The 23976-nt window shown below is 63.7% G+C and carries 26 protein-coding genes; 12 read left to right on the top strand and 14 right to left on the bottom strand.

Going from position 1 to position 23976, the window contains the following annotated elements:
* Nucleotide 1: 1 nt before the first annotated feature.
* The 4 genes from ACP7AR_RS12330 to ACP7AR_RS12345 all read right to left on the bottom strand — a co-directional run bounded on the left by ACP7AR_RS12330 (nucleotide 2) and on the right by ACP7AR_RS12345 (nucleotide 4213).
* Entirely contained in the window at nucleotides 2-1249 is a 1248-nt protein-coding gene (locus ACP7AR_RS12330) for a restriction endonuclease subunit S (protein WP_426186083.1), read from the bottom strand.
* Nucleotides 1246-2814: a type I restriction-modification system subunit M gene (locus ACP7AR_RS12335; protein WP_426186085.1), complete on the bottom strand. Its 1569-nt coding sequence runs from the start codon at nucleotides 2812-2814 to the stop codon at nucleotides 1246-1248. Before ACP7AR_RS12335 ends, ACP7AR_RS12330 begins: the two co-directional genes overlap by 4 nt.
* A gap of 322 nt (nucleotides 2815-3136) precedes the next feature.
* Nucleotides 3137-3262, bottom strand: a complete 126-nt coding sequence (locus ACP7AR_RS12340) for a hypothetical protein (RefSeq protein WP_426186087.1) — start codon at nucleotides 3260-3262, stop codon at nucleotides 3137-3139.
* A 240-nt stretch (nucleotides 3263-3502) separates the two neighbouring features.
* Entirely contained in the window at nucleotides 3503-4213 is a 711-nt protein-coding gene (locus ACP7AR_RS12345; protein WP_426186089.1) for a hypothetical protein, read from the bottom strand.
* A gap of 27 nt (nucleotides 4214-4240) precedes the next feature.
* On the opposite strand from ACP7AR_RS12345, the gene ACP7AR_RS12350 reads away from it, so the two are divergent.
* Complete coding sequence (locus tag ACP7AR_RS12350) at nucleotides 4241-4498, top strand: hypothetical protein (protein ID WP_426186091.1); 258 nt, start codon at nucleotides 4241-4243, stop codon at nucleotides 4496-4498.
* The gene (locus tag ACP7AR_RS12355; protein ID WP_426186093.1) at nucleotides 4495-5043 is read left to right on the top strand and encodes a uracil-DNA glycosylase family protein; all 549 of its coding nucleotides are present in this window, start codon (nucleotides 4495-4497) and stop codon (nucleotides 5041-5043) included. The genes ACP7AR_RS12350 and ACP7AR_RS12355 overlap by 4 nt, the downstream gene beginning before the upstream one ends.
* A 206-nt stretch (nucleotides 5044-5249) precedes the next feature.
* On the opposite strand, the gene ACP7AR_RS12360 is transcribed toward ACP7AR_RS12355, so the two are convergent.
* From ACP7AR_RS12360 to ACP7AR_RS12395, 8 genes are all read right to left on the bottom strand, one after another.
* Nucleotides 5250-5960, bottom strand: a complete 711-nt coding sequence (locus ACP7AR_RS12360; RefSeq protein WP_426186095.1) for a FadR/GntR family transcriptional regulator — start codon at nucleotides 5958-5960, stop codon at nucleotides 5250-5252.
* Nucleotides 5961-5999: 39 nt separating this feature from the next.
* Nucleotides 6000-7430, bottom strand: coding sequence for an aldehyde dehydrogenase family protein (locus ACP7AR_RS12365; protein WP_426186096.1), 1431 nt, complete (start codon nucleotides 7428-7430; stop codon nucleotides 6000-6002).
* A gap of 14 nt (nucleotides 7431-7444) precedes the next feature.
* The gene (locus ACP7AR_RS12370) at nucleotides 7445-8272 is read right to left on the bottom strand and encodes an HpcH/HpaI aldolase/citrate lyase family protein (protein ID WP_426186098.1); all 828 of its coding nucleotides are present in this window, start codon (nucleotides 8270-8272) and stop codon (nucleotides 7445-7447) included.
* Nucleotides 8269-9369, bottom strand: a complete 1101-nt coding sequence (locus ACP7AR_RS12375) for a zinc-binding dehydrogenase (protein WP_426186100.1) — start codon at nucleotides 9367-9369, stop codon at nucleotides 8269-8271. The genes ACP7AR_RS12370 and ACP7AR_RS12375 overlap by 4 nt, the downstream gene beginning before the upstream one ends.
* A gap of 11 nt (nucleotides 9370-9380) precedes the next feature.
* On the bottom strand, nucleotides 9381-10670 hold the full coding sequence (locus ACP7AR_RS12380; protein ID WP_426186102.1) for a TRAP transporter large permease: 1290 nt from the start codon (nucleotides 10668-10670) through the stop codon (nucleotides 9381-9383).
* Entirely contained in the window at nucleotides 10667-11227 is a 561-nt protein-coding gene (locus tag ACP7AR_RS12385; protein WP_426186104.1) for a TRAP transporter small permease, read from the bottom strand. Before ACP7AR_RS12385 ends, ACP7AR_RS12380 begins: the two co-directional genes overlap by 4 nt.
* A 5-nt stretch (nucleotides 11228-11232) precedes the next feature.
* Nucleotides 11233-12267, bottom strand: coding sequence for a TRAP transporter substrate-binding protein (locus ACP7AR_RS12390; RefSeq protein ID WP_426186106.1), 1035 nt, complete (start codon nucleotides 12265-12267; stop codon nucleotides 11233-11235).
* A gap of 160 nt (nucleotides 12268-12427) precedes the next feature.
* Entirely contained in the window at nucleotides 12428-13291 is an 864-nt protein-coding gene (locus ACP7AR_RS12395; RefSeq protein WP_426186108.1) for an NAD(P)H-binding protein, read from the bottom strand.
* 82 nt (nucleotides 13292-13373) lie between these two features.
* On the opposite strand from ACP7AR_RS12395, the gene ACP7AR_RS12400 reads away from it, so the two are divergent.
* Nucleotides 13374-14093 (top strand): helix-turn-helix transcriptional regulator, encoded by a 720-nt coding sequence (locus ACP7AR_RS12400; protein ID WP_426186110.1) that lies wholly within the window; start codon nucleotides 13374-13376, stop codon nucleotides 14091-14093.
* A 120-nt stretch (nucleotides 14094-14213) separates the two neighbouring features.
* A complete protein-coding gene (locus ACP7AR_RS12405; protein ID WP_426186112.1) occupies nucleotides 14214-14699 on the top strand; it encodes a pyridoxamine 5'-phosphate oxidase family protein in 486 nt (161 codons plus the stop codon).
* Here the strand turns inward: ACP7AR_RS12405 and ACP7AR_RS12410 are convergent.
* A complete protein-coding gene (locus tag ACP7AR_RS12410; protein ID WP_426186114.1) occupies nucleotides 14663-15604 on the bottom strand; it encodes a hypothetical protein in 942 nt (313 codons plus the stop codon). The genes ACP7AR_RS12405 and ACP7AR_RS12410 overlap by 37 nt on opposite strands.
* A 144-nt stretch (nucleotides 15605-15748) precedes the next feature.
* On the opposite strand from ACP7AR_RS12410, the gene ACP7AR_RS12415 reads away from it, so the two are divergent.
* From ACP7AR_RS12415 to ACP7AR_RS12430, 4 genes are all read left to right on the top strand, one after another.
* The gene (locus ACP7AR_RS12415; protein WP_426186116.1) at nucleotides 15749-15919 is read left to right on the top strand and encodes a hypothetical protein; all 171 of its coding nucleotides are present in this window, start codon (nucleotides 15749-15751) and stop codon (nucleotides 15917-15919) included.
* A 55-nt stretch (nucleotides 15920-15974) separates the two neighbouring features.
* Nucleotides 15975-16562, top strand: a complete 588-nt coding sequence (locus ACP7AR_RS12420) for a hypothetical protein (RefSeq protein WP_426186118.1) — start codon at nucleotides 15975-15977, stop codon at nucleotides 16560-16562.
* A 112-nt stretch (nucleotides 16563-16674) separates the two neighbouring features.
* On the top strand, nucleotides 16675-17697 hold the full coding sequence (locus tag ACP7AR_RS12425; protein WP_426186120.1) for a LacI family DNA-binding transcriptional regulator: 1023 nt from the start codon (nucleotides 16675-16677) through the stop codon (nucleotides 17695-17697).
* A 99-nt stretch (nucleotides 17698-17796) separates the two neighbouring features.
* The gene (locus ACP7AR_RS12430) at nucleotides 17797-18378 is read left to right on the top strand and encodes a hypothetical protein (protein ID WP_426186122.1); all 582 of its coding nucleotides are present in this window, start codon (nucleotides 17797-17799) and stop codon (nucleotides 18376-18378) included.
* A 25-nt stretch (nucleotides 18379-18403) separates the two neighbouring features.
* On the opposite strand, the gene ACP7AR_RS12435 is transcribed toward ACP7AR_RS12430, so the two are convergent.
* The gene (locus tag ACP7AR_RS12435; protein WP_426186124.1) at nucleotides 18404-18979 is read right to left on the bottom strand and encodes a hypothetical protein; all 576 of its coding nucleotides are present in this window, start codon (nucleotides 18977-18979) and stop codon (nucleotides 18404-18406) included.
* A gap of 90 nt (nucleotides 18980-19069) precedes the next feature.
* On the opposite strand from ACP7AR_RS12435, the gene ACP7AR_RS12440 reads away from it, so the two are divergent.
* The 4 genes from ACP7AR_RS12440 to ACP7AR_RS12455 are packed head-to-tail and all read left to right on the top strand — an operon-like array spanning nucleotide 19070 to nucleotide 23976.
* Nucleotides 19070-19960 carry an ROK family protein gene (locus ACP7AR_RS12440; RefSeq protein ID WP_426186126.1) on the top strand — a complete coding sequence of 297 codons (891 nt, stop codon included), beginning with the start codon at nucleotides 19070-19072 and terminating at the stop codon, nucleotides 19958-19960.
* On the top strand, nucleotides 19957-21771 hold the full coding sequence (locus ACP7AR_RS12445) for a class I mannose-6-phosphate isomerase (protein ID WP_426186128.1): 1815 nt from the start codon (nucleotides 19957-19959) through the stop codon (nucleotides 21769-21771). The genes ACP7AR_RS12440 and ACP7AR_RS12445 overlap by 4 nt, the downstream gene beginning before the upstream one ends.
* Before the next feature lie 49 nt (nucleotides 21772-21820).
* Nucleotides 21821-23092 (top strand): ABC transporter substrate-binding protein, encoded by a 1272-nt coding sequence (locus ACP7AR_RS12450; protein ID WP_426186130.1) that lies wholly within the window; start codon nucleotides 21821-21823, stop codon nucleotides 23090-23092.
* A gap of 8 nt (nucleotides 23093-23100) precedes the next feature.
* Nucleotides 23101-23976, top strand: a complete 876-nt coding sequence (locus tag ACP7AR_RS12455; RefSeq protein ID WP_426186132.1) for a carbohydrate ABC transporter permease — start codon at nucleotides 23101-23103, stop codon at nucleotides 23974-23976.

The following is a 23976-nucleotide window of genomic DNA, read 5'->3' on the forward strand; positions in this document are numbered from 1 at the left end:
GTTAGGTCGTGCCCTCCTTCAATGCCTTGAAGGTGAGTAACCTGTCGCGGTAGTACTCATACTGCTTCCGTCTCGCCGCGAGCTCGTCAGGGAGACCAACACTGAGATTATTGAAGAGCACCTCGAATGATCGAAGTTCAGCGGCAATGCGACGTTGTTCTTTATACGAAGGAAGCGGAATTCTCCACGCGAATAAGTCCTGCGAATTCACAGCAGCCATCGAGCCATCTGTACGCACGCACTGTCCACGGATCTCCTCGCTGCCAGCCCTCATCGCTTGATAGACGTATTCAGCATCGACACCCTCTCGTGGGATAAGTGCACGCACGTCTTGGTTCACCGTTGTGTCGACCATAACCAAGCCGATAGGAAGTCGACGGCGCAAGATGTTCGAACGCATAACCACCGCAACAGATGGAGCGGGAACGATCTTGAGCGATGTCTCTCTCAAGGCGGCTTCAGTCACCCGCCCTCGAATGTCCTCCGTGGACTCATCGCTGATATCCATCGACGCGAGCCAAGGAATGTCTCCGTCTGTCCAGTAGCGGAGCTCGCTCTTGGAAGGGGTGATACCGCCCTGCCACTTGCCTAGGCTCGCTAGCGAGGCACTCTCCGCGCGAACACGATTCAGCTTCTCACGGCGATAAAAGTCAAACTGCTGTCGGCGAGCTTCCAGCTCCGCTTCCAGTTCGACTTCCAGCTCCGCTTCCAGCAGGCTGAACGTGTCAAGAGTTTCCACAATCGCTCGCTGCACCGGAAGGGGTGGTAAAGGGAACTTGAACCCCCTGAATCCACTCATATCGACCGAGGCAAAGCTCGACGTAGTCGTATTATTGCGGCACCAGTCGTCGAGTACGAAAGCGTAGTAATAGGCGAACTTCATGTCTAGGCGGCGGGAATATATTTCTTTGGGTGAGAGCGAAGTGAATCTCTGATTAGAGAGGTGCGGCACAGTCACTAGCGCATGCTCACCGATCGTTGCTGAGGTCGCGACCAGTAGCGAGTTCGCGGGAAAGATCTTGCCGCCTTTCACGGCAACCTCAGGGATCTGCTGCAGAGCTGTTGTGAGAATTCCACCGTTTTCGCGGATGTCTTCCATCCGAAACCAGGGAACACTTCCGCCCTCCCAGTAGAGGGGGTTAGCTTTGGAAGGCGTGTAGCCGTTCCGGAGATCGAACAGATCTTCGATTGAGAGAAACTCAACGCCCTCGGGACAGTACTCCGCAATCAGTTCGTCGATGTAACTCACCTCGAGCCGTCCAGGTCAGCAACGATCGCGTCGATAGAAGTACGCAGTTCGGCCTGACGACCAACGATCCGCTCGATTCGCGCGTTCAGTGCAACGATGTTGATGACCTCGCGAGTATCTTTTGCATCCACATAGGTACTGACCGACAGGTTGTAGTTTTCGCCAGCTATGCACTCATTATCCACTGACCTGGCGAAGTGATCTACGTCAGTTTTGCCGTCGAACGCACGCATAATCTGCTGTATGTGCCCTGGACTATCCTCACTATCGTGGTCAGTGAGAACATTGTTGTTCGCTGCTTTTTTGAACAGCGTACTAGCGTCGATAAACTGCGTCTTAGTATCGGTCTTGTGCTTGGATAAGACCAGGATATTCACGGCGATTGAGGTGCCAAAGAACAGGTTTGGCGCCAAAGCGATCACGGTTTCTACATAGTTGTTGTCAACCAAGTACTGGCGAATCTTCTGTTCCGCCCCGCCCCGATAGAAGATCCCCGGGAAGCAGACGATAGCTGCGCGACCTTTGCCGGAGAGGTAGTGAAGCGCATGCAGCACGAAAGCAAAGTCGGCCTTGGACTTAGGGGCTAGCACACCAGCAGGGGCGAAGCGCTCATCATTAATGAGGGTGGGATCATCTGAGCCGATCCACTTCACCGAATACGGCGGATTGGAGACAATGGCATCAAAAGGCTTTTCATCGCCAAAATGTGGCGTGCGCAGCGTATCGCCCAACTGGATATTGAACTTGTCGTAGTTGATGTTATGCAGGAACATGTTCATCCGCGCCAGGTTGTACGTGGTGTGGTTGATTTCCTGACCAAAGAACCCGTCTTCGATAATGTGGGAGTCGAAGTGCTTCTTAGCTTGCAGCAGTAGAGACCCGGAGCCGCAGGCCGGGTCGTAGATCTTATTGACGTGGGTTTGGCCGCGCATGGCCAGCTGCGCGATGAGTTTGGAGACATGCTGCGGGGTGAAAAACTCGCCACCCGATTTGCCGGCGTTGGCGGCGTAGTTGGAGATGAGAAATTCGTAGGCGTCACCGAAAAGGTCAATGTGGCTGCCCTCGAAGTCGCCGAAGTCTAGCTTTGCCACGCCCTTAAGTACTGAAGCCAGGCGGGCGTTCTTCTCTTTAACGGTATTGCCGAGACGGTTGCTGGTCGTGTCGAAGTCAGCGAACAGGCCCTTGATATCGAGCTCGGACGGGTAGCCACTAGCCGAGCCTTCGATGGCAGCGAAAATATTGGCCAGGTCAGTATTCAGGGCGTCGTTGGCTGGGGCAGCGGCGGCCACGTTGGCGAACAACTGGCTAGGGTAGATGAAGTAGCCCTTGGTCTTGATCGCATCGTCCTTGACATCATCGGTGATGATTTCGTCGGACAGTCGGGAATAGTGGATGCTGTCATCACCACCCTCGATGTAACTGGAGAAGTTCTCACTGATGAAGCGGTAGAACAGGGTGCCGAGCACATATTGCTTGAAGTCCCAACCATCGACTGCGCCGCGCACCTCATTGGCGATCTGCCAGATCTGGCGTTGCAGGGCGGCGCGTTGCTGAGTTACATGCATAAGACCCAAGCCTACTTTGCGCACCCACGCTCACCCTCGGCCCGCGCGTCGCAGGCTAGGGCGCCGCTCCTGGTCCGACTGCCGGTACCACTGGAGAATCCGCGCATCTCCTCGTTTAGAGCCTGGAGATGCTCACGTTAGCGTTGACATCGGATGCTTCCGGGGCAAGCTCCGCCGTGCAGTGTTGAGTTGACCGTCACTTCTGATCTCGGGAACACCCCGTCAACTCGCTCTCCCAAACGCGCGCTCTAGAAACTCGGCTGTGACGGCGTCTGGCACATCGATTCTCGCCCTTTCTACCAGGAGACCAACGATGACCGCTCTACCGGCGAGCACTGCCATCTGTCGTGATCCACCCCCACTGCTGCCCGGTAGTCGTCAGGCCCACGAAGTCGCCTTGCTCGCGCGGCTCGTCGGCATCTGCGGGGATGGCGATTCCGATCACCATAATCCTTTCTCCTCACGAGGTGTAGCAGGCCGAGAGGGTCTGCGCGAGGATACGGAAGACCGGCCCTCGCCGAAACGAGCGGACGAGTGCCTCGAACGTTCTATCCGAGCAATCAAGCGTTACGGGCTCCGGCAGCAGAACGGCAAACGCTGAGTCGAGCATCGCCTTACAACCTGGCGTGAAGCAGCTGCAATCCTCAACGAAACCTGATTCGCTCGCTGGTGTTCGAGCGCGACCCACTCACTCTTCGATGCGGTCTTCCACCACAACAAGTTGTTCGGGCTCCCGGACATCCCAAGACACTGGCGGCGCACCGAGGTTCTTGCGCATTGCTTTGATTACGAACCTCCCAAAGAGGTGATTGCCTCCAGCGCCAATGCCGACGCCGATGAACATCGGAATCTGTTTGCCGAGAACGAGGATGCCCTGCCTGGTGCCGTATTTGGTGATGAAGTTAGGCCCGAGCACCTTGTTGGCCGCTCTGATCGCAGGCATCGGTATCTTTTGAACAATCTTCTTGCCCCAGTACGGTGCCGTACGCGCGAGAAGCGGATCGACGGTCGCCGTCATCGCGGAGTTCCCAAGGAGCGCGGCCATGACTAGGAATCGTCGCCGTTCGACGTCCTCAACATCGACGCCGTAGATCTCCCCAACTGAGAGCGTGTAAACGACCGAAGCCTCCAGGAAAGTAAGAAGATCCGCAACAGCCACCGGCACCTGCAACCAGCCGTTCGGAACGATCGCTGCTGCGCCGGCGCCAGCGCCGGTCGTCGTGACCGCGCCCAGATAGAAAGTGTTCAAGAGCGAGATAAGTTCGGCCGGCGACTTGTTCGGATGCACACGGCGGAGACGCGCGACATTGTCAACAGCAAAGGGGTACTGAGCCTCCAGCGCCTTATTAAGCCCTGCCTCTGCCAGCGCCTGCGGATTGAACTTCTTTTCTCCTGCCACGTGTCCATTATGGGTAGGGTGACGGACATGCCTGAACCAGAAGACTGGATTGCAGCCCGAGGCGCGTGGGCAGTCACCGATGAGCCGGGTGGCACGCCGCTCCCAGATCATCTGCTGGCCGATCCCGACCTCTCGCTAATGGCAAAGGGAATCCTTGCGCTGCTTCTCGCCGAGCAAGGGCATCCGGTCAATCCGTATGAGGACGCCCATGAGGAACCGGCTGACATCAAGGCCGCTGTTGAAGAGCTAGTCGCGGCAAACCTCGTTGCGCGAGTGACGCGGTGAGTGAGTTGATCGGCTACCAGGAACGCACGGTCTGGATGCGTGAGGAGATCCTGACGCTCGCAGATATTTGGCCGGGCAGCCCCAAAGCCATGATTGTCGGCCTCAATCCGGCCCCGACGAGCGTCGAGGCCGGCCACTACTACCAAGGAAGAGCTGGCCAAGGACAGCTCCGCAAGCTTGCCGCAGCGGGACTGTTTGCTCTGCCGACCGGTCATCATTTCGAGGAAGCGGCGCTTGCAGCACGGATCGGTTTCACCGACATCGTCAAGCGTCCAACGACGGGCGAGAGCGGCGTCACGAAAGCCGAAATTGCACACGGCTCGCAGCTGCTTGCCGAGCACCTGAGCGCCCGCGACGTGGGGCTTGTTGTCTGTGTCTTCCGCCACCCGGTGAAGGCGATCCTCGGCATCGAAGGCGTCCCGGGTATCCAAGAAAAGCGCACCTCGTGGGGTGCGCAGGTGTTTCGAATGCCCGGGCCGTATGACAAGCGCGAGACGGTAGAGGAGATACTGGCTGAGCTCACGGAATCGCTACGGGCTAACTAGCCCTGCGTCGCTGGCACGAATCAGCATTTCCGGGAGATGCGGAAACCGACCTGGTGCGCGATCAATGGGCCCTCGCACGTTCAGGGGCCCGCGCGAATCGTCGGAACCGATCTCTATGATCTCGACCGCGATGGAGACGGCATCGCTTGCGACTGAGGTCGCGAGACGTGATACAAGACGGGTATGTCGACCATCATTCCCCCGCCTCAACTCCTCTTATCGAACGTCCCTCGTTCGATAGCAGCGTCCAGCCAGTCGAAGTGTCCATCCACGGCCTTCATCGCCCTAGACGGATCACCGTCCCGCACGGCCTCGTAGATCTCGACGTGCAACCCGTGCAGATGGTCACGCTCGTCCAGGGGTACTTCACGCACCGTCGCAGTGAGGATGTTCCGCAGAATCTCACCGAAGAACTGCAGACCGGGCACGCCAGACGCCGCAACGAGCGCATCGTGGAAGACCTTGTCGGCCTCACGGAACCCGTGATCGTCGGCGCTTTCGCGCATTGTGTCGAGAGCGACCGCCATACGAGCGAGGTTGATGTGGTCACCACGCTTGGCCGCCTGCCGCCCGGCCTCGCGCTCGAGCCCCACGCGAACGGGCATCATCGACCCGGGGTCGAGGTTGTTGGCCATCATCCCCATCGCGAGGGTGTCGCCCGTCATCGGCGACGAGAGGCCGCGCAGGTATGTGCCAGAGCCCGAACGGCGCTCGACGACGCCGATCGCCTCCAGCCTCATCAGGCGATCGCGCAGCGCGGTGCGGCTCACCCCGAGCGTCTCAGCGAGCACACGCTCGCTCGGCAGCCGCTCCCCGGTCTCCAGTGATGAGAGATGCTGCACCATGCGACGCAGCAGATCGTCGGAGAACGGAATCTCCCAGCCTCCATCGCGCTGCGGCGCCTCGTCATCCGTCATGCCGACTCCCCCTCGTGATGCCCTGCGTCGCCCGACAACTCATGCCACGGCATAGCCGGTGAAGAGCTCAGCTTCGTTCATCAGGCTACCGAACAGCTCCTCGTCGGTCGGGATGACGGGATCGATGATCGGCCGCGCGACCCACGTCGTGTTGATGTAGTGCTTCCACGTGATGTTCTCGGCGGCGATGTTGCCGCCCCACGTTCCGCACCCGAGGTTGATCGTGAGCGGCATGCCCGACGTCCAGCCACCGGCGTTCGACTTCGTGGTCGCCTGACCGACAGCCACGCGCACGGTGTTCGTCTGCTCCGCGAACTGCATGATGCGCGCCTCATTCGTGGAGTGGATGCCGCACGAGTGCCCCGCTCCGCTGTAGGCGTGGATGCCGTTGACGATGCCCACCGCGTGATCGAAGTCGTCGGCACGGTAGAGCGTGACGACGACCGACAGCTTCTCGCCCGAGAACGGATACTCGCGCCCAAAGCCCGACTCCTCGACGATGAACCAGTCGGCCCCATCGGCGAGCTCGATCCCCGCGGCCGCCGCGATCGTGGCGGCCGGCTTGCAGATGACATCGGCGTTGAGGTGTCCGTCGACGAAGAGGGCGGCCTGCAGCCGCTCCTTCTCCTCCGGCGTGCACACGTGCGCGCCACCTCGCTGGAACGCAGCAACCGCGTCGTCGTAGACCTCGCCGAGGACGACCGCAGCGTTCTCGGTCGAGCATCCGATGGCCTGATCGCTGCGCTGGGAGGAGGCGATCTCTCCGGCGACGTAGTCGAGGTCGGCCGTCTCATCGACGACGACAACGGCGTTGCCGGCCCCGACACCGTACGCGGGTGTGCCCGACGAGTACGCCGCACGCACCATGGGCGCCCCACCGGTCGCGACGACCAGGTCGGCCGCGCGCATGAGCTCATCCGTCTTCGCGATGCTCGGCGCCTCGACGCACAGCAGCAAGTCTTCGGGGGCATCCAGCCGGCGCAGCAGCTCACGCAGCTCGTCGACGATGCGAGCCGTGCTGTGCTTCGCACGCGGATGCGGCGAGAACACCGTCGCATTGCGACCCATGATGGCGTTCATCGCCCCGATGAAGACGACGCCCTCCGGCACGGTCGTCGGCACGAGCGAGGCGACGACGCCGACCGGCTTGCCGATCTTGACGATGTTGCGCTCGGCATCCTCTTCGATCACGCCGACAGTTCGGGCCGTCTGGTAATCGCGCATGAGTACTCGGGCGCGCGTCGACGTCCTCGTCTCCTTGCTCGCTGTGTCGCCCATGCCGGTCTCGGCGAAGACGAGATCGGCCCACGCGGATGCCCGCTGAATTGCCAGCCACCCGATCGCACCCGCGATCCGGCGGACCTGCTCCTGGTCGTAAGTAGCGGCGACGGCCTGCGCCGACTTGGCCCGCTCGATCAGCGAGGGGATCTCCGTGTGCTCTTCGTTCATGGTGTTCACTTCCTGATTCATGAGTGGATGCTGTTTCAGTTCTGCGCGGCGAGAATGCGGCGCGCACGGGCGACGACCGGTGCGTCGACCATCTGCCCATCGACCGCGACCGCACCCTTGCCCTCGCGTGCGGCCCGCACCGCCACCGCGACGACACGGTGGGCCCAGACGATCTCGGCCGGGTCGGGCCGGAACGCTGCCTCGACGACAGGCACCTGGGCGGGATGGATGCACGTCTTCGCCGTCATCCCGCACGAACGAGCGATCGCGATATCCGCGCGCAGCGCGTCGTCGTCACCGATCGTGAGATTCGGGGTGTCGATCGCCATGAGACCGTGCGCGTGAGCGGCGAGCGCGAGCTGGTGCCGCGCGAAACGGATCTCCTCACCCCCGGCCGTGCGCTCCACACCGAGCTCGGCGGTCAGGTCTTCCGCACCGAGCTGCAGGCCTGTCAAGCGACTGCTCGCCCGGCAGAGAGCGGCGATTTCGAGCAGTCCCCTCGCCGTCTCGACGAGGGCGATGACCGGCACGTTCGCGCCTTCTGCGCCGGTGTTGTCCAGGAAACGATCGAGCGCGGCGACCGATTCGGGATCGGCCTTGGGCAGCAGGATTCCGTCCGGCGATGCCGGGAGGACGGCCCTCAGGTCATCGAGGTGCTCGGCGCTGTCTACCGGATTGATGCGCACCCAGCGGATCATCGGCGATTCGCGTCGCAGCTCTTCCGCCACACGGGCACGAGCGGATTCCTTCTCTCCGGCGCTGACCGCATCCTCAAGATCGAAGATGATCACATCGACGTCGAGCGTGCGCGACTTCTCGATCATGCGAGGCGAGCTGCCCGGCACGTACAGCGCGGTCCTCATGCCAGGCTCAGCTGCGGATCGATGATCGCTCGTGCCACCTGCTTGTTCGCGGCACGCTCGAGAGCAAGCTGGGTCTCATCGAGCGTGTAGTGACGGTCGGTGAGCGATTCGAACGGGAACCGGTGCCCCTCGCGGGCGAGCAGGTGCAGCGCCTTGGCGAGGTACCACGGCTGGTAGCGCAGCGTGCCGCGCACCGTGAGGCACTTGCGGGTGATGAGCCCTGGCAGGATGGATGCCGACTGCTCCTCCGCCACACTGACATTGCCGACTTCGACGACCTGCCCACCGGGCCTGACCAGTCGGATCGCCTCGTCGAGCGCGGCGGGAACACCGGCCGCCTCCACGACGACATCCGGTGCGCGACCGGTCAGCTCGACGATCCGCGCATTGCGGGAATCGACAGAGGTGAACTCGGTCATGTCGACGACATGTTCGGCGCCGAAACGCTTCGCATCCTCGAGGCGGGTGCCGACAGCATCCACTACCACGACCTCCGCTCCCATGAGCGAAGCGATCGCCGTCGCGAACAGCCCGACGCCGCCGGCCCCCTGCACGACGACCGTCCGGTCGACGAGCGACCCGCACTGGTCGAGCACGTAGAGCATCTGCGTGAAGCCGCAGTTCGCGCCTGCGGCCACCGCGTCGGGAACGGCATCCGGCACCTTGAAGAAGTACTGCTGCGCCTGCACGACGTAATGCGTCGCGAAGCCGCCGGTGAAGTGCGGAGCGCGATCGGCCGGCGCGCCCTGATAGTCGCTGCCCCGCTCGCAGATGTTGAACAGCCCCTGTCGGCAGTTCGCGCAGTGCAGGCACGTCTGGTAGTACACCGGCACGATCCGGTCGCCCACGGCGATTGGCGCGCCACCGGAGTCTGTCGTGCGACCTTCGCCGATCGATTCGACGACGCCCGTCATCTCGTGGCCCATCACATGGTCACGAAAAAGGTGCTTGCCCTCCCACATGTGCAGGTCGGAGCCGCAGACGTTCGCCTTCGTCACCCGCATCAGCACCTGTCCGGCGCCGGGCTCCGGCAGGTCGTACTCACGGATCTCGGTGGTGCGTATGCCGCTCATCGCGGCAAGACGGCCTTTCGCCATCGTCGTCTCCTTTACTTCCACCAGAGCGTGAGCTCTGGCACGAACGTGATGATCATCAGCACCGCGACGGCGGCGAGAAGGAATGGCCAGATGTGTCGCATGACCTGCGGCAGGTTCGTCTTCGTGACCTTGAGCGCGACGAAGATGTTCGCCGCCAGTGGCGGGGTGATCAGGCCGAGCTCGATGTTGGTGACGAGGATGATACCGAAATGCACGGGGTCGATCCCGAACTCCATCGCGGCGGGGAACAGCAGAGGAGCCATGAGCAGCACCGCCGCGTTCGTCTCCATGAACATGCCCACGACGAACAGCAGCAGGTTCACGCAGAGCAGGAACACCACCGGGTTGTCGGTGAGCGCCACGGTGAACTCCGCGACGTCCTGCGGCACCCGCATCAGCGTCAGCACCTTGTTGAAGATGCTGGTGAAGGCGATCACGACGAGGATCGCGCCGCTGACGATGGCCGCTTGATAGAACGCCTTCGGAATCTGCTTCACCGGAAGCAGCCGTCCGATCACGATCACCAGCAGGGCGTAGAGACCGGCGATCGCCGCCGCCTCTGTGGCCGTCGTTATGCCGGAGTAGATGCATCCGAGGATGATGACCGGCATCACGAGCGCAGGGAGCGAGCGGAGCACTCGCCGGCCGAGACCCTTGAACGCATCCGTCGAGAAGCCGCCACGGACCTCGCTCATCCCGTTCACGCCGGGCGTGAGAACGTGGCGGACGCGGATCGCGTGCACGATCATGAACGCGATCGTCATGAGGATGCCGGGAACCAGAGTCGCGAGGAACAGCTCGGCGACCGAGACTCCGACGGTCGCGCCGTAGACGATGAGCGGAATCGACGGCGGGATGAGCACGCCGAGCAGTCCGCTGCTGGCGACGAGCGCACCGACGTAGCCGCGGTTGTATCCCGCACGCACCATCCGGTCGCCGACGCTGCTGCCGACCGCGGCGACTGTCGCGACGGAGGAACCGGTCATCGCGCCGAGGAAGGCGCTCGACACGATGGTGACGTGTCCGAGCCGGCCTCGTAGCCAGCTGAGGAGACTGTCGGCGAGGTCGACCAGACGGTCGATCAGCTTGCCGCGGTTCATCAGCTCGCCGGCGAGGATGAAGAACGGGATGGCGAGCAGCGGGATGGCGGCGACCGCGAAGTACGGTGCGCCGGCGATCGCGCTCGCGGGGAGTCCTGCCGCTGCCGCACCTGCGCTGCCGGCCAGTGCGAATCCGAAGCCGATCGGCACGCCGACCAACAGCAGGATGAGAAGTGTTCCGATGATGATGAGCAGCTTCATGCGCGGTCGCCTCCTTCGGTGTCTTCGACGGCTTCCGCAGCTGCCTCGGACGGAGCATCCACCGACGAGGGGAACGCGCCGTTCGGGTCGCGCAGGATGCGGATGTCTCGCATCACGTTCATCAGCGTGTGGAACGCGGCGAGAACGAGGCCGACGACCAGCGCCGTCATCGGTATGGCGAGCGGGATGTGCAGCGCGATCGACGATTCGCCCGAGCGCAGTGCCGAGCCGAGCAGCGTGTATGCCTGCACGCCGAACACACCGACGAACAGCAGGATGCCGATGTTTGTGAGCTGCCGGATGACGAACTTCGCACGACGAGGACGCACCAGGTCGGCGACCTCGATCGCGATGTGACCGCCGGTGCGCACCAGCAGTCCGATGCACAGGAAAGCGAGCGTGGCGATCGCAGCGATGCTGACCTCGCCGAGGTCGGGAATCGGGAGATCGAAGTAGCGAACAGGCACCATGACGACGAGGCAGACGAAGGCGATCGCCATGAGCAGCGCCACCAGCACCTTCTGCGTCGCGACGAGCGCGTTCTCGATGGAGGTCACAGGGCTTACTTCATATCTGCGACGGCGTCGACTTCTTCGCGGAGGGCGGCGATGCGGTCGGCGCCGTAGACGTCAGCCATCTCGTCCCACACAGCACGGCCTGCGTCCTGGAACTCCTTCAGCTCAGCGTCGTCGAGTTCGGTGACCTCGACGCCTTCGTCCTGCATGAGCTGCGTGTACTCGTCGGTCGCCTCACGTTCCGCGGCGATCTCCCATTCCTGCGTCTCAGTCGCTGCGTCCTCGATCCAGCCGGCCTCCTCTTCGGAGAGGGTGCCCCAGACCGACTCGCTGGCGGCAATGGTGCCCGACGCGTAGACGTGACGTGTGAGCGTGTAGTGGTCGTTGATCTCGAAGAAGCGGTTGTCGTACGTGATGAGCAGTCCGTTGTCCTGTCCGTCGACCGTCCGCTGCTGGAGCGCCGAGTAGAGCTCGGGGAACGGGATCGTCACCGGCTGCGCGCCGACCTCTTCGAAGAATCCGCTGATCGCGGCCGAACCAGGCACGCGGACCTTCTGGCCGTTCATATCGTCGACGCTCTCGACGGGTCCCTTCGAGGTCGAGAGGCCGCGGAACTCGAGTTCGTACCAGCCGAGGGCACGGATGTCGTGCTTCGCGAGGGTCTCCGTCATCGTCTGGGGGATGATGCCCTCGCCGTAGTAGAGCTCGTCGGCCTGCGCGTAGTTCGTGACGATGTACGGCAGGTAATGGAAGTCGAGCAGCGGGTCCATGCCCGCCATGGAGCCTTGGTTGAGGAAGGCGAAGTCGAGCGCGCCCGACGAGAGGTCCTGGCCTAGCGACTCATCGCTGCCGATCTGTCCGGCGGGGAACACCTGGATCTCGAGCGAGCCATCGGATGCCTTGTCGACGGCTTCTGCGAAGTGCTCTGCCGCTTCGTGCTGGACGCTGCCTTCCGCCGCGACCATGCCTAGACGCAGGGTTCGCTGCTCTGCACCTCCTGCGTCGGCTTCTGAGCATCCGGCGAGCGCGAGCGCTGCAACCGCGAGTGTGATGGTTCCTGCAGCAGTCTTGCGAAGCTTCATGTCGCATACCCTTCTGTGACGTCGTAGTCACTGTGAGTGCTCATCACTGAGCGATTGGTATTACCGATTCACGTAACGGTACTACCACTCATGGGACATGTCCAGCACGGCGCCATTCGGGTTGCCCGATGAGTACGTCGCACGCATCATGGGCGGATCTTCACCCCGCGAGCTCCTCCCGCACCCACGCCCGCAACGTCGTCGGAGTGGTCGTCACCACCGACCTCTCCTGCTCAGGCGTGAAGTCATCGCGCAGTCCGGTCGACATCCCCAGCACGGCATCCGCCATCGCCGTCGGCATCCCCGCGTCGATGTACTGCTGCCGCATCTCCTCATCCGCGACCCGCTCGACGGTCACATCTCGCCCGAGCTCCTGCGTCAGGATCCCGGCGACCTGCGACCAGCTCAGGTCTTCAGGTCCGTGCACAGCCTGCACGCGATGTCCCGTCCATTCACGACTGAGCAGCGTCAGCGCCGCCACCTCAGCGATGTCGCGGGGCGCCACCCAGGCCATCGGGGCATCGATCGGCAGTACCGTCTGCAGTCTGCCGGACGTCAACGACTCGACGTCGAGCAGCAGGTTGGTGAAGAAGTAGCCGCACCGCAGATGGGTGACGTCGGCGTCGAGACCGTCCAGCGCGACCTCGGTCGCCGCGAGTCCGTCGATCTCGCCGGCACCGTGGCGCTTCTCGGCGCCGACGCTGCTCTGGAACACGACGCGACCGATGCCGTTCTCGGCAACCGCACGCACGAGAGCTTCCGTAGCGCGGGCGTAATCCGCGAGCGGATCCTCCGACATGACCGACGGATCGACCCAGTAGATGGCGTTCACGCCGCGAGCAGCCTCCACGACCTCATCGGCATTCTGCGAGTCCGCGCGCGCCACATCGACGTAGGGGATCAGCTCCGGAGATATCTGCTCAGGGTGGCGGGTGAGCAGCAACGGCCGGATGCCTGCGCGCACCAGCATCCGCGTGAGGTGGCGGCCGACATTGCCGTTGGGTGTGGTGACAGCGATTCGCATGGCGAGTCCTTTCGTGTGTGACTGGCCACACTAGAACCAGATGCGGCCGATTTTTGACCGCATCTTCGGGGATCATGGAAGCGTGGACTCGCCATCGAATCGCACCCTGCACCTGCTGTCACTGCTCCAGGCCGGCGGCGACTGGAGCGTTGCTGCGCTCGCTGAGCGACTGGAAGTGAGCCAGCGAACCGTGCGGCGAGACACGCAACGACTGCGGGAACTCGGGTACGACGTGCAGTCCCGACCGGGTCCAGGTGCCGGATATCAACTGCGTCCAGGAACGAAGATCCCCCCGCTGCTCCTCAGCGCTGATGAAGTCGCCACGATCGTCACGAGTCTGCTCGTACTCGAGACGTGGGCCCCCGATGACCCGACGGCGTCCCTCGCCCGCTCGAAGCTCGAGCAGACGCTGCCGCCCGCCCTGCGCCGACGGGCGGCCGCCACCGCGATCTCGACCCAGATCCTGCATGAGCCGCCCGCGCCCGTGGACTGGGCGCTCGTCGGCATCCTGTCCGATGCGGTCGCCCAGGGCGCACGCGTCGGCTTCGACTACACCGATCAGTCCGGGCGCCAGTCCGCGCGCGTGGTGGAGCCGCACCGCCACTTCCTACGCAACCGGCAGTGGTACGTCGTCGGCTTTGACATCGACCGGGGAGATTGGCGCCTGTTCCGACTGGACCGGATGCAGTCGACCAGCATCCTTCCGGGCGCGCACTCGTCCCGGGAGTTCCCGTTCGCATCGATCGAGAGCTGGTTGGCCAGCGACTTCGGCCGGGTCGGCTCACCACGTCCGCCGACATAGGCTGACCGAGATCACCTCGCCCTATCCCGGATGCGCGTCGCTTTCAACCCCGTTCCCACGAATGCATAGAGCGCGCATCGTTGACTGCGACAGATGGAACAGAAGAGAAAGGTGAACCACATGGCTGACTCCACGGACGATCGCACGAAGGTCGCAGAACTTGTCAAGAAGTTCCGATTCGCGATGTTCGTCACTCGCCACACCGACGGCACGCTCGTCGCGCACCCGCTCACGGTGCAGGAGGCGGAGTTCGACGGCGACCTGTGGTTCCTCGTCTCGAAGAACTCGTCGCCGATCAGAGATCTCGCCGCCGACTCGCACGCCAACGTCTCGCTCAGTTCGAACGACGCCTGGGTCTCGCTTTCGGGCACGGCACGACTCGTCGAGGACCGCGAGAAGCTCGACGAGCTGTGGAACCCCATGGTCGAGGCCTGGTTCCCCGATGGTCCGGACGACCCCGCTGTCGGCGTGCTCAAGTTCAGCGCCGACTCGGCCGAGTATTGGGACACCCCGGGCGGAAAGATCGCCACAGCGTTCAGCTTCGTGAAGTCGAAGATCACCGGCGAGCGCTACGACGGCGGCGAATCCGGCAAGGTGGATCTCTGAGCCTGACGCAGACGTAGTCGGGTCACCAGCATCCGGGCTACGAAACCGACCGCGCCGATGACGAGCGCGACCACCGCAGGCTGCCACAGCACGGCGGCAGCCTGCGGGAAGAGTTGCGTCGCAGCCTCGGCCATCACTCCCAGTTCGCCCTGGAACACCCGCGACCCGAGTGCGTACATGATCGCCGTGAACAGCGTCGGCAGTATCCATACGGCGAGCGCCCCGACGACCCACACGACCAGCCGCACCAGCGGACGCACACCGCACCATGCGAGCGCCACGCCCACGATGACCGCGGGCAGCCAGCGCAGCGCCTCAGAGATGAACTGCGGGTAGCCCATGTACGTGGTGAACGCGGTGATCGCGGTGCTGATCCAGTTGGCGAAGGGCACCGCAGCGAGCACGATTCCCAACGCGACCGGCGTGACCGACGTGCGTGACGTGAGCCACAGCCCGAGTTGTGCGAGCAGGATGCCGGCGATCACTCCGCCCAGCATCCCGGCGAAGTACAGCACCTCGCGAGCGCCGGCTGAGCCGTCCCAGATGCCGTGCCCGGCACCGAGGACGGCGAATGCCTGCACTGCGACGACCAGGTGCACGAGCAGCACTCCGAGCGCGGCAGCACCGGCGCGCAGCATCCGATTCCCTCTGACGACGCGCACGACCAGACCCGCGACCACTCCGCCCAGCAGCAGCATGACGAAGATGTTGATTGCGTAGTACTGACTCAGCGGCAGTAGGGCGAACGGCATGTCCTCCGGCATCGTCTGCGCGTGCCACAGGTTCTGCAGCGGCAGGCGGCCGCCGCCCACCCACGACGGGAACAGCATGACGGTGGCGGATGCGGCGCCGATCAGCAGTGACGGCCATGCCGGAGTACGTTCGTTCGTTTTCTCTGCGTGCACCCCTCGAGAGTGGCAGACAGGCGACTGGATGCCGGCGCACGCCGCGCCCTGGAAGGTCGCGATTGGTCGCCCTTGCAGAATCGGAGGCAGCGCCTAGCCGCAGATCGGCATACGCTGTGATCGTCGCAGAACGAAGGAGCCGCCGTGAACTCCCACAACGACCAGTCACACCGGGAGCACATCCCCGGCCCGAGCGAGGCCACCGTGCCGGAGATCGAGCTCGACGAGAACATCGCGCCCCGCCCGGAGGAAGAAGTCGCTGACCTGCTCCGGGCAGAACCCGACGTCGAGGATCACAGCCAGCATCCCGAGTGACCCCGCGCCGGGGCTGGTCTCTCTGTGCTTGTCGCTCATCGCTACGCTGTCCCCCGTGAAGAGTTTCTCGAAACGGGACCTGCGCGAAGCGCTGGAGCTCGTCGAACCAGATCTTGCGAGGCGACTCACCGCCGACGAGATCAGCGAGTTGTACCGCGCGGCACATGCGATGCACGTCGACGGCATCACGGTCAGTCATGAACTCCCGTCTTCGCGCCGTAGCCCCGGCGACCCGAGCGTGTCAGAGCTGCTCACCCCGGACGAGCGATGGCATATCAACACCACCAAGTTGCGAGAGGACGCGCTCTGGCAACTGCTGGTCGGGTTCATCTCCCTGGCGACGGGTCAGGCCTTCCTTTCGGTCGGAGCCGGGATCGCGCAGATCCGCGGCATTGCAGAAACGATCACCCGTTTGGGCCCCGATGAGGGAGACGTCGCCGGGACTCTCGTGCGACTGATGCAGGAGTTTGGCGGCCCAGTGGCGCGCGAGCGTTTGGAAGCGGCGTACCGTCATGATCCCGATCGTGACGGACCCATGATGGATGGTTCGGCACCCATCGACGCTCCTGCGGTCATCAACCGACTGATCGACAAGAAGGTCATCGTCGTCGCGGCTGACGGCAGCCTGACGATCCCGTTCTGACCGTATGCCTCGTAATACGACCGCCCGAGCGTCCCAACGGGACCACACTGGTAACGTTCCCTCGTGGCGCTCCTTACGCTTCACAAGCGAGCGCACACCGAAGGGCAGAGCTATGGCTGAGAAGCCGCACCGTCCGACCGTCAAAGAGGTCGCACAGCGCGCGGGTGTGAGCCCGATGACGGTGTCTCGCACGCTCTCCGGAGGCGTGAACGTCAAGCCCGACGTGCAGCAGCGCGTGATGGATGCCGTCGCCGAACTCGGCTATCACCGCAACGAGAACGCGCGCAGCATCCGGCCGGGACACTCGAGCGGACTCATCGGCGTGGCCATCACGAACATCGCCAACCCGTATTACAGCACCTTCGCGCTCGGCGTCGAGGAGGAGGCCGCCCTCACCGGTAGGCGCATCCTGCTCGGCAACACCTCAGAGGATCCGGCCCGCGAAGCGGAGCTCGTCGGCGACTTCCTCGGACGACGCGTCGACGGTCTCATCGTCGTGCCGGCCAGCTCCACCTCGCTGCACCTCGCGCACTCGCAGAGTCAGGGCGTACCTGTCGTGCTCGCCTCCCGACGCGTCGACGGACTCGACGCCGACAGCGTCGTGCTCGCCGACGATGACGGCGCCTACCGCGGCACCATCGCACTCATCGAAGCCGGCCACACTCGCATCGGATACCTCGGCAACACCCTCTCGATCTTCACCGGTGAGCGTCGGCACGCGGGCTTCATCCGTGCCCTCGAGGATCGCGGCATCACGATCGAACCGCCCCTCATCGCCGCCGGGCAACAAACTGTCGACCAGGCTCGTGACGCCACCCGTGCACTTCTCGGAATGAAGAACCCGCCCACCGCGATCTTCTGCGCCAACAACCGCAACGCGATCGGCGCCGTCAAGGAAATCAGCCAGCAACTGAACGCTGGCCTCAAGACGCCCGACCAGTTTCCTGAACTCATGAGCTTCGACGACTTCGAACTGGCCGAGCTATCGCCAGTGCCGATCAGCGTCATCGATCATGACCCGCGCGAGCTGGGGCGGACGGCTGCGCGGATGTTGTTGGACCGGCTCGAGTCGCCCGATGAATTGGCGCCTCGTGAGATCGAACTGCCGGTGCGCCTGAAGCTGCGGCTGCGCTGAATCGGTCAGGTCATTGTGCACGCCTGTCGGTGTGCCAAAAGGGTTTCCGGCGATACACGTTACGTACAGCCCGTGATTCGTAGGTAATACGCTCGGCCTATGGTCGACACGAAACAGACTAAAACGATAGGCGAGCACCACACGGCAGCTGAACTCGCACGCAGGGGTTGGGCGCCGGCGCTCACGCGCGATGGGTTGGAGCGCACCGATATCCTCGCCGTTCATGCCGATGGTCTCGCCCGACGTATGGTCGAGGTTCAGGTGAAGACCGCCCGGTCAAGCCACGAGGCATCCGTCAACTGGCCGCTCGGATCGAAATCTCAAGCTCGAAGCGCGCACGAACACGAATACTTCGTCATGATCGCTGCGCCCACCGATCTCGCCCTCGCGCTTCGATGCTTCGTCATTCCACGCGCGCACGTCGCCGCGGCCGCCTGGATCGCACACATGGACTGGCTCACTGAGGAGGGCGTTCCAGTCGGTCAGCGCAACGCCCCGGTAGAACGCTCCCGCGTCTACCTCTCAACCTTTGCCAAGTACGAAGCTCGTTGGGACCTGTTGTTCGTCGACGAGTCAGAAGCGCCGGTTCTTCTGCCCCCGAGATATCGAGAACTCGCTTCAAGCCCTCGTGTCGGGCTCCCTCCTGACCACAAGTGGAGACAGTCACTCCCCGAATGGTGACGCAAAGCCGCGAAGACCCGCGAGGTCAGGTCAAGGCACCTGCGGCATCCAGAACTTTCAGCGTCGCTAGGACAGCGTTGTCCCGATACTGCTTCGACCGCGCGACCTTCCGCACGACTTCCACGACCTCGCTAGCACCGACGACAGTGATGGGACCTGCTCCGACCAATTGCTCGGCACACCATGCACGGACTTCACCTTCAGCGCCGCCACCAGCGAACTTTCCGACGTATAGACGGAGTTCAACTTTCTCGATCGCGAAACCGAATCGCTCCGCTGCGCCGGCCACGACGGTGTTCCGAATCTGCGGGTCGTTGAGCAGTGCGTAGAGTGCGTTCATCCTGCGCTCTGAGCCCTCGCCGCGGACGTGGCTAGCGACGACTCCCCTTGAGCCGAAGAACGACTTCACTGTCGCAAGCACGAGCTTGTCTGACCGCGCCGCGACAAGGTCGACTTCGAAACCATGCGTCTGCCATTCTTCGTACGCCTGCTTGCGTGTTTGCCGCTTCACCGGGAACTTAAGAGCGCTCGAAACCACAAGCCCCTCGGACTCCAGCGCCAGCGCTACGAACTGCTCAAATGCCTCCATCCGAGTGAGCATACGCGGCGGTACAAGACGCGCCAATCGACTGTTGACACCTCAGGCCAACGTTGGTAACGTTACCAATCAATCGGCAGACGAGGAGGCCTGATGGAGCTGTGCATTGACTTCGGTGGTACCGAGATCAAGCTCGCCGTCATCGACGAAGGGCGCGCCCTCGGCATCGACAGCCTCCCCGTACGTGGCGATGAGAGCGACCTCACGGCAGCGGCCTCGGCATCCCGTGCACTGATCGCGCAGACCGGCACAGCCCCGACCGCGGTCGGCATCGCCGTTCCGGGTGTCGTGTCGCCGGCATCCGGGCGGATGCTGCACGCCAACGACAAGTACGACTTCCTGCGCGACTTCGACCTCCACTCCTGGGCAAAGGGCGAACTCGGCCTGCCTGCTGTCGTCGAGAACGACGCGCGCGCGGCACTCATCGGCGAGACGTCCACGGGTTTCGCCCGCGGCGAGCGCGACGCCGTGCTCGTCACCCTCGGCACTGGCATCGGCACCGCCGCGATGATCGACGGAGTTCCGCTACGCGGAGTCACCGGGCACGCCGGGATTCTCGGCGGGCACGCCACCGTCGACATCAACGGGCCGACCTGCCCCTGCGGCAATGTCGGGTGCGGGGAAGCGCTGGCGAGTGCGTGGGCCTTGCGCGAGCGAAGCGACGGACTCAGCGTCAAGAAGCTCTTCGAGAGCGACGACAACACCGACGTCCGCGACAGCTTCCTGCACGTGTGGGGCGCGACCGTCGTCACCTTGATCCACATGTACGACCCGTCGGTCGTGATCCTCTCGGGCGGCATCATGCGCGCGGGTGACGCCGTCAGCGCACCCATCGAGAGGTACGTGCGCGAGCACCTCTGGCCGTCCATGACCGCGCCGCGATTCATCGTGCCGCCGGAACCCGAATACTCCGTCGCCCGCGGGCTGAGCACGCTCGCCCGCCAGGCGCATCCACACACCGAGCAAGACCAGGAGAACAAGTGAGCACGCCGATCAGCGACATGCACGAGGGCCACACCGAACGCGGCCGCTACGACACCCAGCCCACCGTGGCGCTGCCCAAGGGCGAGAAGATCCTCCGTGGATCCGCCGCCTGGCATGCCATCGCCGAGACCGCGACAGCCCGGAAGGGCGCGCTCCTCGTCGACACCTACCCCGGCGTCGACGTCCCCGCCCTGACCGCGCAGATCCGCGAGGCTCTCCCCGACTGGAACATCGTCGACGTCGAAGACGCCGCCCGTCCCGTCGCCGAGGTCGAGCAGCTCATCGCCCCGAACCTCACCGACGACCGCGTGTTCGGCATCATGAGCCACTTCACCCTCACCGACTTCTACGACGATGCCGCGCTCTCCGAGATGGCATCCAGCATCACCGAGAAGACCGTCGTGATCGGCTGGGGCGCAGCCCTGCTGGCCGACAAGACCGAGAACACCACGACCGTCCTCGTCGACATGGCCCGCTGGGAGATCCAGCTGCGCCAGCGCGCCGGCGCCACCAACTGGCGTGCGAACAACCCCACCGAAGACAACCTGCGCAAGTACAAGCGCGGCTTCTTCGTCGAGTGGCGCGTCGCCGACCGCCACAAGCGCTCCCTCTTCGACACGATCGACTTCGTCGTCGACGGCAACGCCATCGCCCCGGCCCAGCCGCACCCCGACTCACCGGATGCCGGCATGATCACCGGCGACGCGTTCCGCGCCGCGCTCGAGGATGCGGCATCCCGCCCCTTTCGCGTCGTGCCGTTCTTCGACCCAGGAGTGTGGGGCGGGCAGTGGATGAAGAACCTCATCGGCCTCGACCCCTCGAAGGACAACTACGCCTGGTGCTTCGACTGCGTCCCCGAAGAGAACTCGCTGCTGCTCGAGGGCGACGGCGGCGTCCTCGAGCTCCCCTCGCTCGACCTCGTGTTCGCGCAACCCACAGAACTCCTCGGAGCCAAGACGTTCTCGCGCTTCGGCGCGGAGTTCCCGATCCGCTTCGACTTCCTCGACACCATGGACGGCGGCAACCTCAGCCTGCAGGTGCACCCTCTCACCGACTACATCAAGAACACGTTCGGGATGCCGTACACCCAGGACGAGAGCTACTACTTGCTCGACGTCGGCGACGACGCGGTGGTCTACCTGGGCACGAAGAACGGCATCGACCAGGACGCCATGGTGCGCGACCTCGTCACCGCCCAGAACGGGGACCAACCGTTCCCCGCCGAGAAGTACATCAACTCGTACCCGGCCAAGAAGCACGACCACTTCGCGATCCCCGCCGGCACCATCCACTGCTCCGGCGCCAACTCGATGGTGCTCGAGATCTCGGCCACCCCGTTCATCTTCACGTTCAAGCTGTGGGACTGGGGTCGGGTCGGACTCGACGGCATCCCGCGCCCTGTGCACCTCGATCACGGCGCCCGAAACATCCAATGGGACCGCGACACCGACTGGGTGGACGAGAACCTCCTCGACCAGGTCGACACGATCCGCACCGAAGGCGACGTGGTGGAAGAGCGCACCGGCCTTCACGAGCTCGAGTTCATCGAGACCCGGCGCCACTGGTTCACGCAGGGCGCCGACCACGACACCGATGGGACCGTCAACGTCATCAACCTCGTCGAGGGCGATGAAGCGCGCGTCGTCAGCCCGACCGGATCGTTCGAGCCGTTCGTCATCCACTACGCCGAGACCTTCATCGTCCCGGCGTCCGTCGGCCCCTACCGGATCGAACGGACCGAGCACTCGCAGAGCACTCGGTTCGCCACTTTGAAGGCCTACGTGCGGGGATCCCGCATGAGCGACAACTGAACACACAGCACACACCCGACAGCAGCACCCAAGAACAAAGGAGTTCCAAATGATCTCGCGACGCAAGATCGCCATCGCCATCACCGGCGTGGTCCTCGCCGGAGTGGCCCTCGCAGGCTGCTCCGGCGGTTCCGGCGGAGGAGGCGGTGACGGTGAGACCACCGGCACGCTCAACTTCTACACGGACAAGGCGGCATGGAAGCCCGACTTCGAGTCGCTCAACGAGACGAGCGGCGCCGACGTCGACATCACCCTGAAGACGACGGGCTACTCGGACGCCAACCAGTACGACGCCTTCATCAAGCAGTCGTTCCGCACCAACAAGTCGCCTGGTCTGTTCACCTGGCACACCGGGCAGTCGCTGAAGGAGCTCGTCGACGAAGGCCTGATCGCCGAGACCACCGACATCTGGAAGAAGGCGATCGACGAGGGCTGGGTGAGCGAAGACCTCGCCGAGAGCTACACCTTCGACGACAAGCAGTACTGCGTGCCGATGAACATCGCCTACTGGATCATGTTCTACAACAAGGCCGCATTCGCCGACAACGGCGTCGAGGTTCCCTCCACCTGGGACGAGCTCAACACGGCCGCCGAGACGCTCAAGGCCGCCGGCGTCACGCCGTACTACCAGACCAGCACGCTGTTCACCTTCCAGTGGTTCCAGCACCTCGTCGCCTCGACCGACCCCGAGCTCTACGAGGGCCTGACCACCGGCGAGGTCAAGTACACCGATCCCGAGATCGTCGACGTCATGAACATCTGGCTCGAAGAGCACGAGAACGGCTGGTTCAGCGACGCCGGAAGCACGACCGACCCCGCCGTCGCTCTCAAGCAGGGCGACTTCGCGATGATCAACTTCGGCACCTTCTACGCAGGCAACCTCGACGGTGCCGGCATGAGCGCCGACGACTACGGCATGTTCGCGATCCCGGCGGTTAACCCCGACCTCGAGAAGACCCCTGTCGCCGTCGAATCAGGTCCGATCTGCGTCGCGGAGAGCTCCTCGCAGAAGGATCTCGGCCTCGCCTACTCCGAGTGGTGGATGTCTGACGGCGCGCAGACCGCCTGGAACGCCGCCCACGGTGACGTCGCCTTCAACCCGAAGGCCGAGGTCGCAGACCCCGCCCTCGCCGAGATCGGCACGGCCATCGCCGGCGACGACTACCAGCTGTACGACCGCTTCTTCGAGGCGATGCCGACCGAGATCGTGACCACCGCGATCGAGCAGTTCGGCGCGTTCAACGCCAACCCCGGCGACCCGATGCCGTTCCTGGAGAAGATCCAGGCCACGGCTGACAAGTACTGGGCAGAGCAGGAGTAACGCCCCGCATGGCGCATAAGAAGACGCCGTATCAGTGGTCCGCCCGGGGCTTCATCGCCCCGGGCGTGCTGCTCATCGCGGTACTGCTCTACCTGCCGCTGCTGTGGACCGTGTTCCTCAGCTTCACCGACTACAACGGCCTCGGCAGTCCCGACTGGATCGGCTTCGACAATTACGTCGAGATGTTCACCGACGGCGACTTCGTCACCTCGGTGCTGAACACGCTGCTGTGGGTCGTCGGAACACTGGTCATCCCGGTCGGCATCGGCCTCGCCGTCGCCCTGCTCACCTGGAACCTCGGCGGTGGACTCTGGCTGCGCCTGCCCTTCCTCATCCCGTATGCCCTGTCGGGTATAGGTGTCGGCGTGGTCTGGTCGTTCATCCTCTCGTCCGGCGGTGCGCTGGATCAGGCACTCGCGGTGTTCGGGATCATGGATCCCCCTCGGTGGCTTCTGGATGCTCCGCTCAACACGATCGTCATGATCATCGCCGCCTCGTGGCAGGGAGTGGGCGTGAACGCCCTGCTGTTCACGATCGGCCTGCAGGCCATCCCCAAAGAGCCGCTCGAAGCGGCACGCATCGACGGCGCCAACGGCATCCGCCTGTTCTCCAGCATGCTGTGGCCGATGCTGCGCCCGCTCACCGCTGTCGTCGTCGGGCTCTCCATCGTCGCCAGTCTGAAGACCTTCGACATCGTCTGGGGTATGACGAAAGGCGGTCCAGGCACCGTCTCCGAGACGCTCGCACTGACGATGTACAAAGAGACGTTCGTCAACAGCGACTACGGTCTCGGCTCTGCGATCGCCGTGTTCCTCACGGTCATCACCCTGATCGCCTCCGTGACGTATCTGCGCCAGCAGCTCTCGCCGAAGAAGGAGATGTGA

The sequence above is a fragment of the Microbacterium sp. TWP3-1-2b2 genome (assembly GCF_049896145.1).
GTDB lineage: Bacteria > Actinomycetota > Actinomycetes > Actinomycetales > Microbacteriaceae > Microbacterium.

What these genes read in the sequence shown, in the direction of transcription:
- ACP7AR_RS12335 (WP_426186085.1), bottom strand. Translation starts at nt 2,814, where the DNA reads ATGCATGTAACTCAGCAACGCGCCGCCCTGCAACGCCAGATCTGGCAG.
- ACP7AR_RS12340 (WP_426186087.1), bottom strand. Translation starts at nt 3,262, where the DNA reads ATGGTGATCGGAATCGCCATCCCCGCAGATGCCGACGAGCCGCGCGAG.
- ACP7AR_RS12350 (WP_426186091.1), top strand. Translation starts at nt 4,241, where the DNA reads ATGCCTGAACCAGAAGACTGGATTGCAGCCCGAGGCGCGTGGGCAGTC.
- ACP7AR_RS12360 (WP_426186095.1), bottom strand. Translation starts at nt 5,960, where the DNA reads ATGACGGATGACGAGGCGCCGCAGCGCGATGGAGGCTGGGAGATTCCG.
- ACP7AR_RS12365 (WP_426186096.1), bottom strand. Translation starts at nt 7,430, where the DNA reads ATGAATCAGGAAGTGAACACCATGAACGAAGAGCACACGGAGATCCCC.
- ACP7AR_RS12370 (WP_426186098.1), bottom strand. Translation starts at nt 8,272, where the DNA reads ATGAGGACCGCGCTGTACGTGCCGGGCAGCTCGCCTCGCATGATCGAG.
- ACP7AR_RS12375 (WP_426186100.1), bottom strand. Translation starts at nt 9,369, where the DNA reads ATGGCGAAAGGCCGTCTTGCCGCGATGAGCGGCATACGCACCACCGAG.
- ACP7AR_RS12380 (WP_426186102.1), bottom strand. Translation starts at nt 10,670, where the DNA reads ATGAAGCTGCTCATCATCATCGGAACACTTCTCATCCTGCTGTTGGTC.
- ACP7AR_RS12390 (WP_426186106.1), bottom strand. Translation starts at nt 12,267, where the DNA reads ATGAAGCTTCGCAAGACTGCTGCAGGAACCATCACACTCGCGGTTGCA.
- ACP7AR_RS12395 (WP_426186108.1), bottom strand. Translation starts at nt 13,291, where the DNA reads ATGCGAATCGCTGTCACCACACCCAACGGCAATGTCGGCCGCCACCTC.
- ACP7AR_RS12405 (WP_426186112.1), top strand. Translation starts at nt 14,214, where the DNA reads ATGGCTGACTCCACGGACGATCGCACGAAGGTCGCAGAACTTGTCAAG.
- ACP7AR_RS12425 (WP_426186120.1), top strand. Translation starts at nt 16,675, where the DNA reads ATGGCTGAGAAGCCGCACCGTCCGACCGTCAAAGAGGTCGCACAGCGC.
- ACP7AR_RS12430 (WP_426186122.1), top strand. Translation starts at nt 17,797, where the DNA reads ATGGTCGACACGAAACAGACTAAAACGATAGGCGAGCACCACACGGCA.
- ACP7AR_RS12435 (WP_426186124.1), bottom strand. Translation starts at nt 18,979, where the DNA reads ATGCTCACTCGGATGGAGGCATTTGAGCAGTTCGTAGCGCTGGCGCTG.
- ACP7AR_RS12440 (WP_426186126.1), top strand. Translation starts at nt 19,070, where the DNA reads ATGGAGCTGTGCATTGACTTCGGTGGTACCGAGATCAAGCTCGCCGTC.
- ACP7AR_RS12450 (WP_426186130.1), top strand. Translation starts at nt 21,821, where the DNA reads ATGATCTCGCGACGCAAGATCGCCATCGCCATCACCGGCGTGGTCCTC.
- ACP7AR_RS12455 (WP_426186132.1), top strand. Translation starts at nt 23,101, where the DNA reads ATGGCGCATAAGAAGACGCCGTATCAGTGGTCCGCCCGGGGCTTCATC.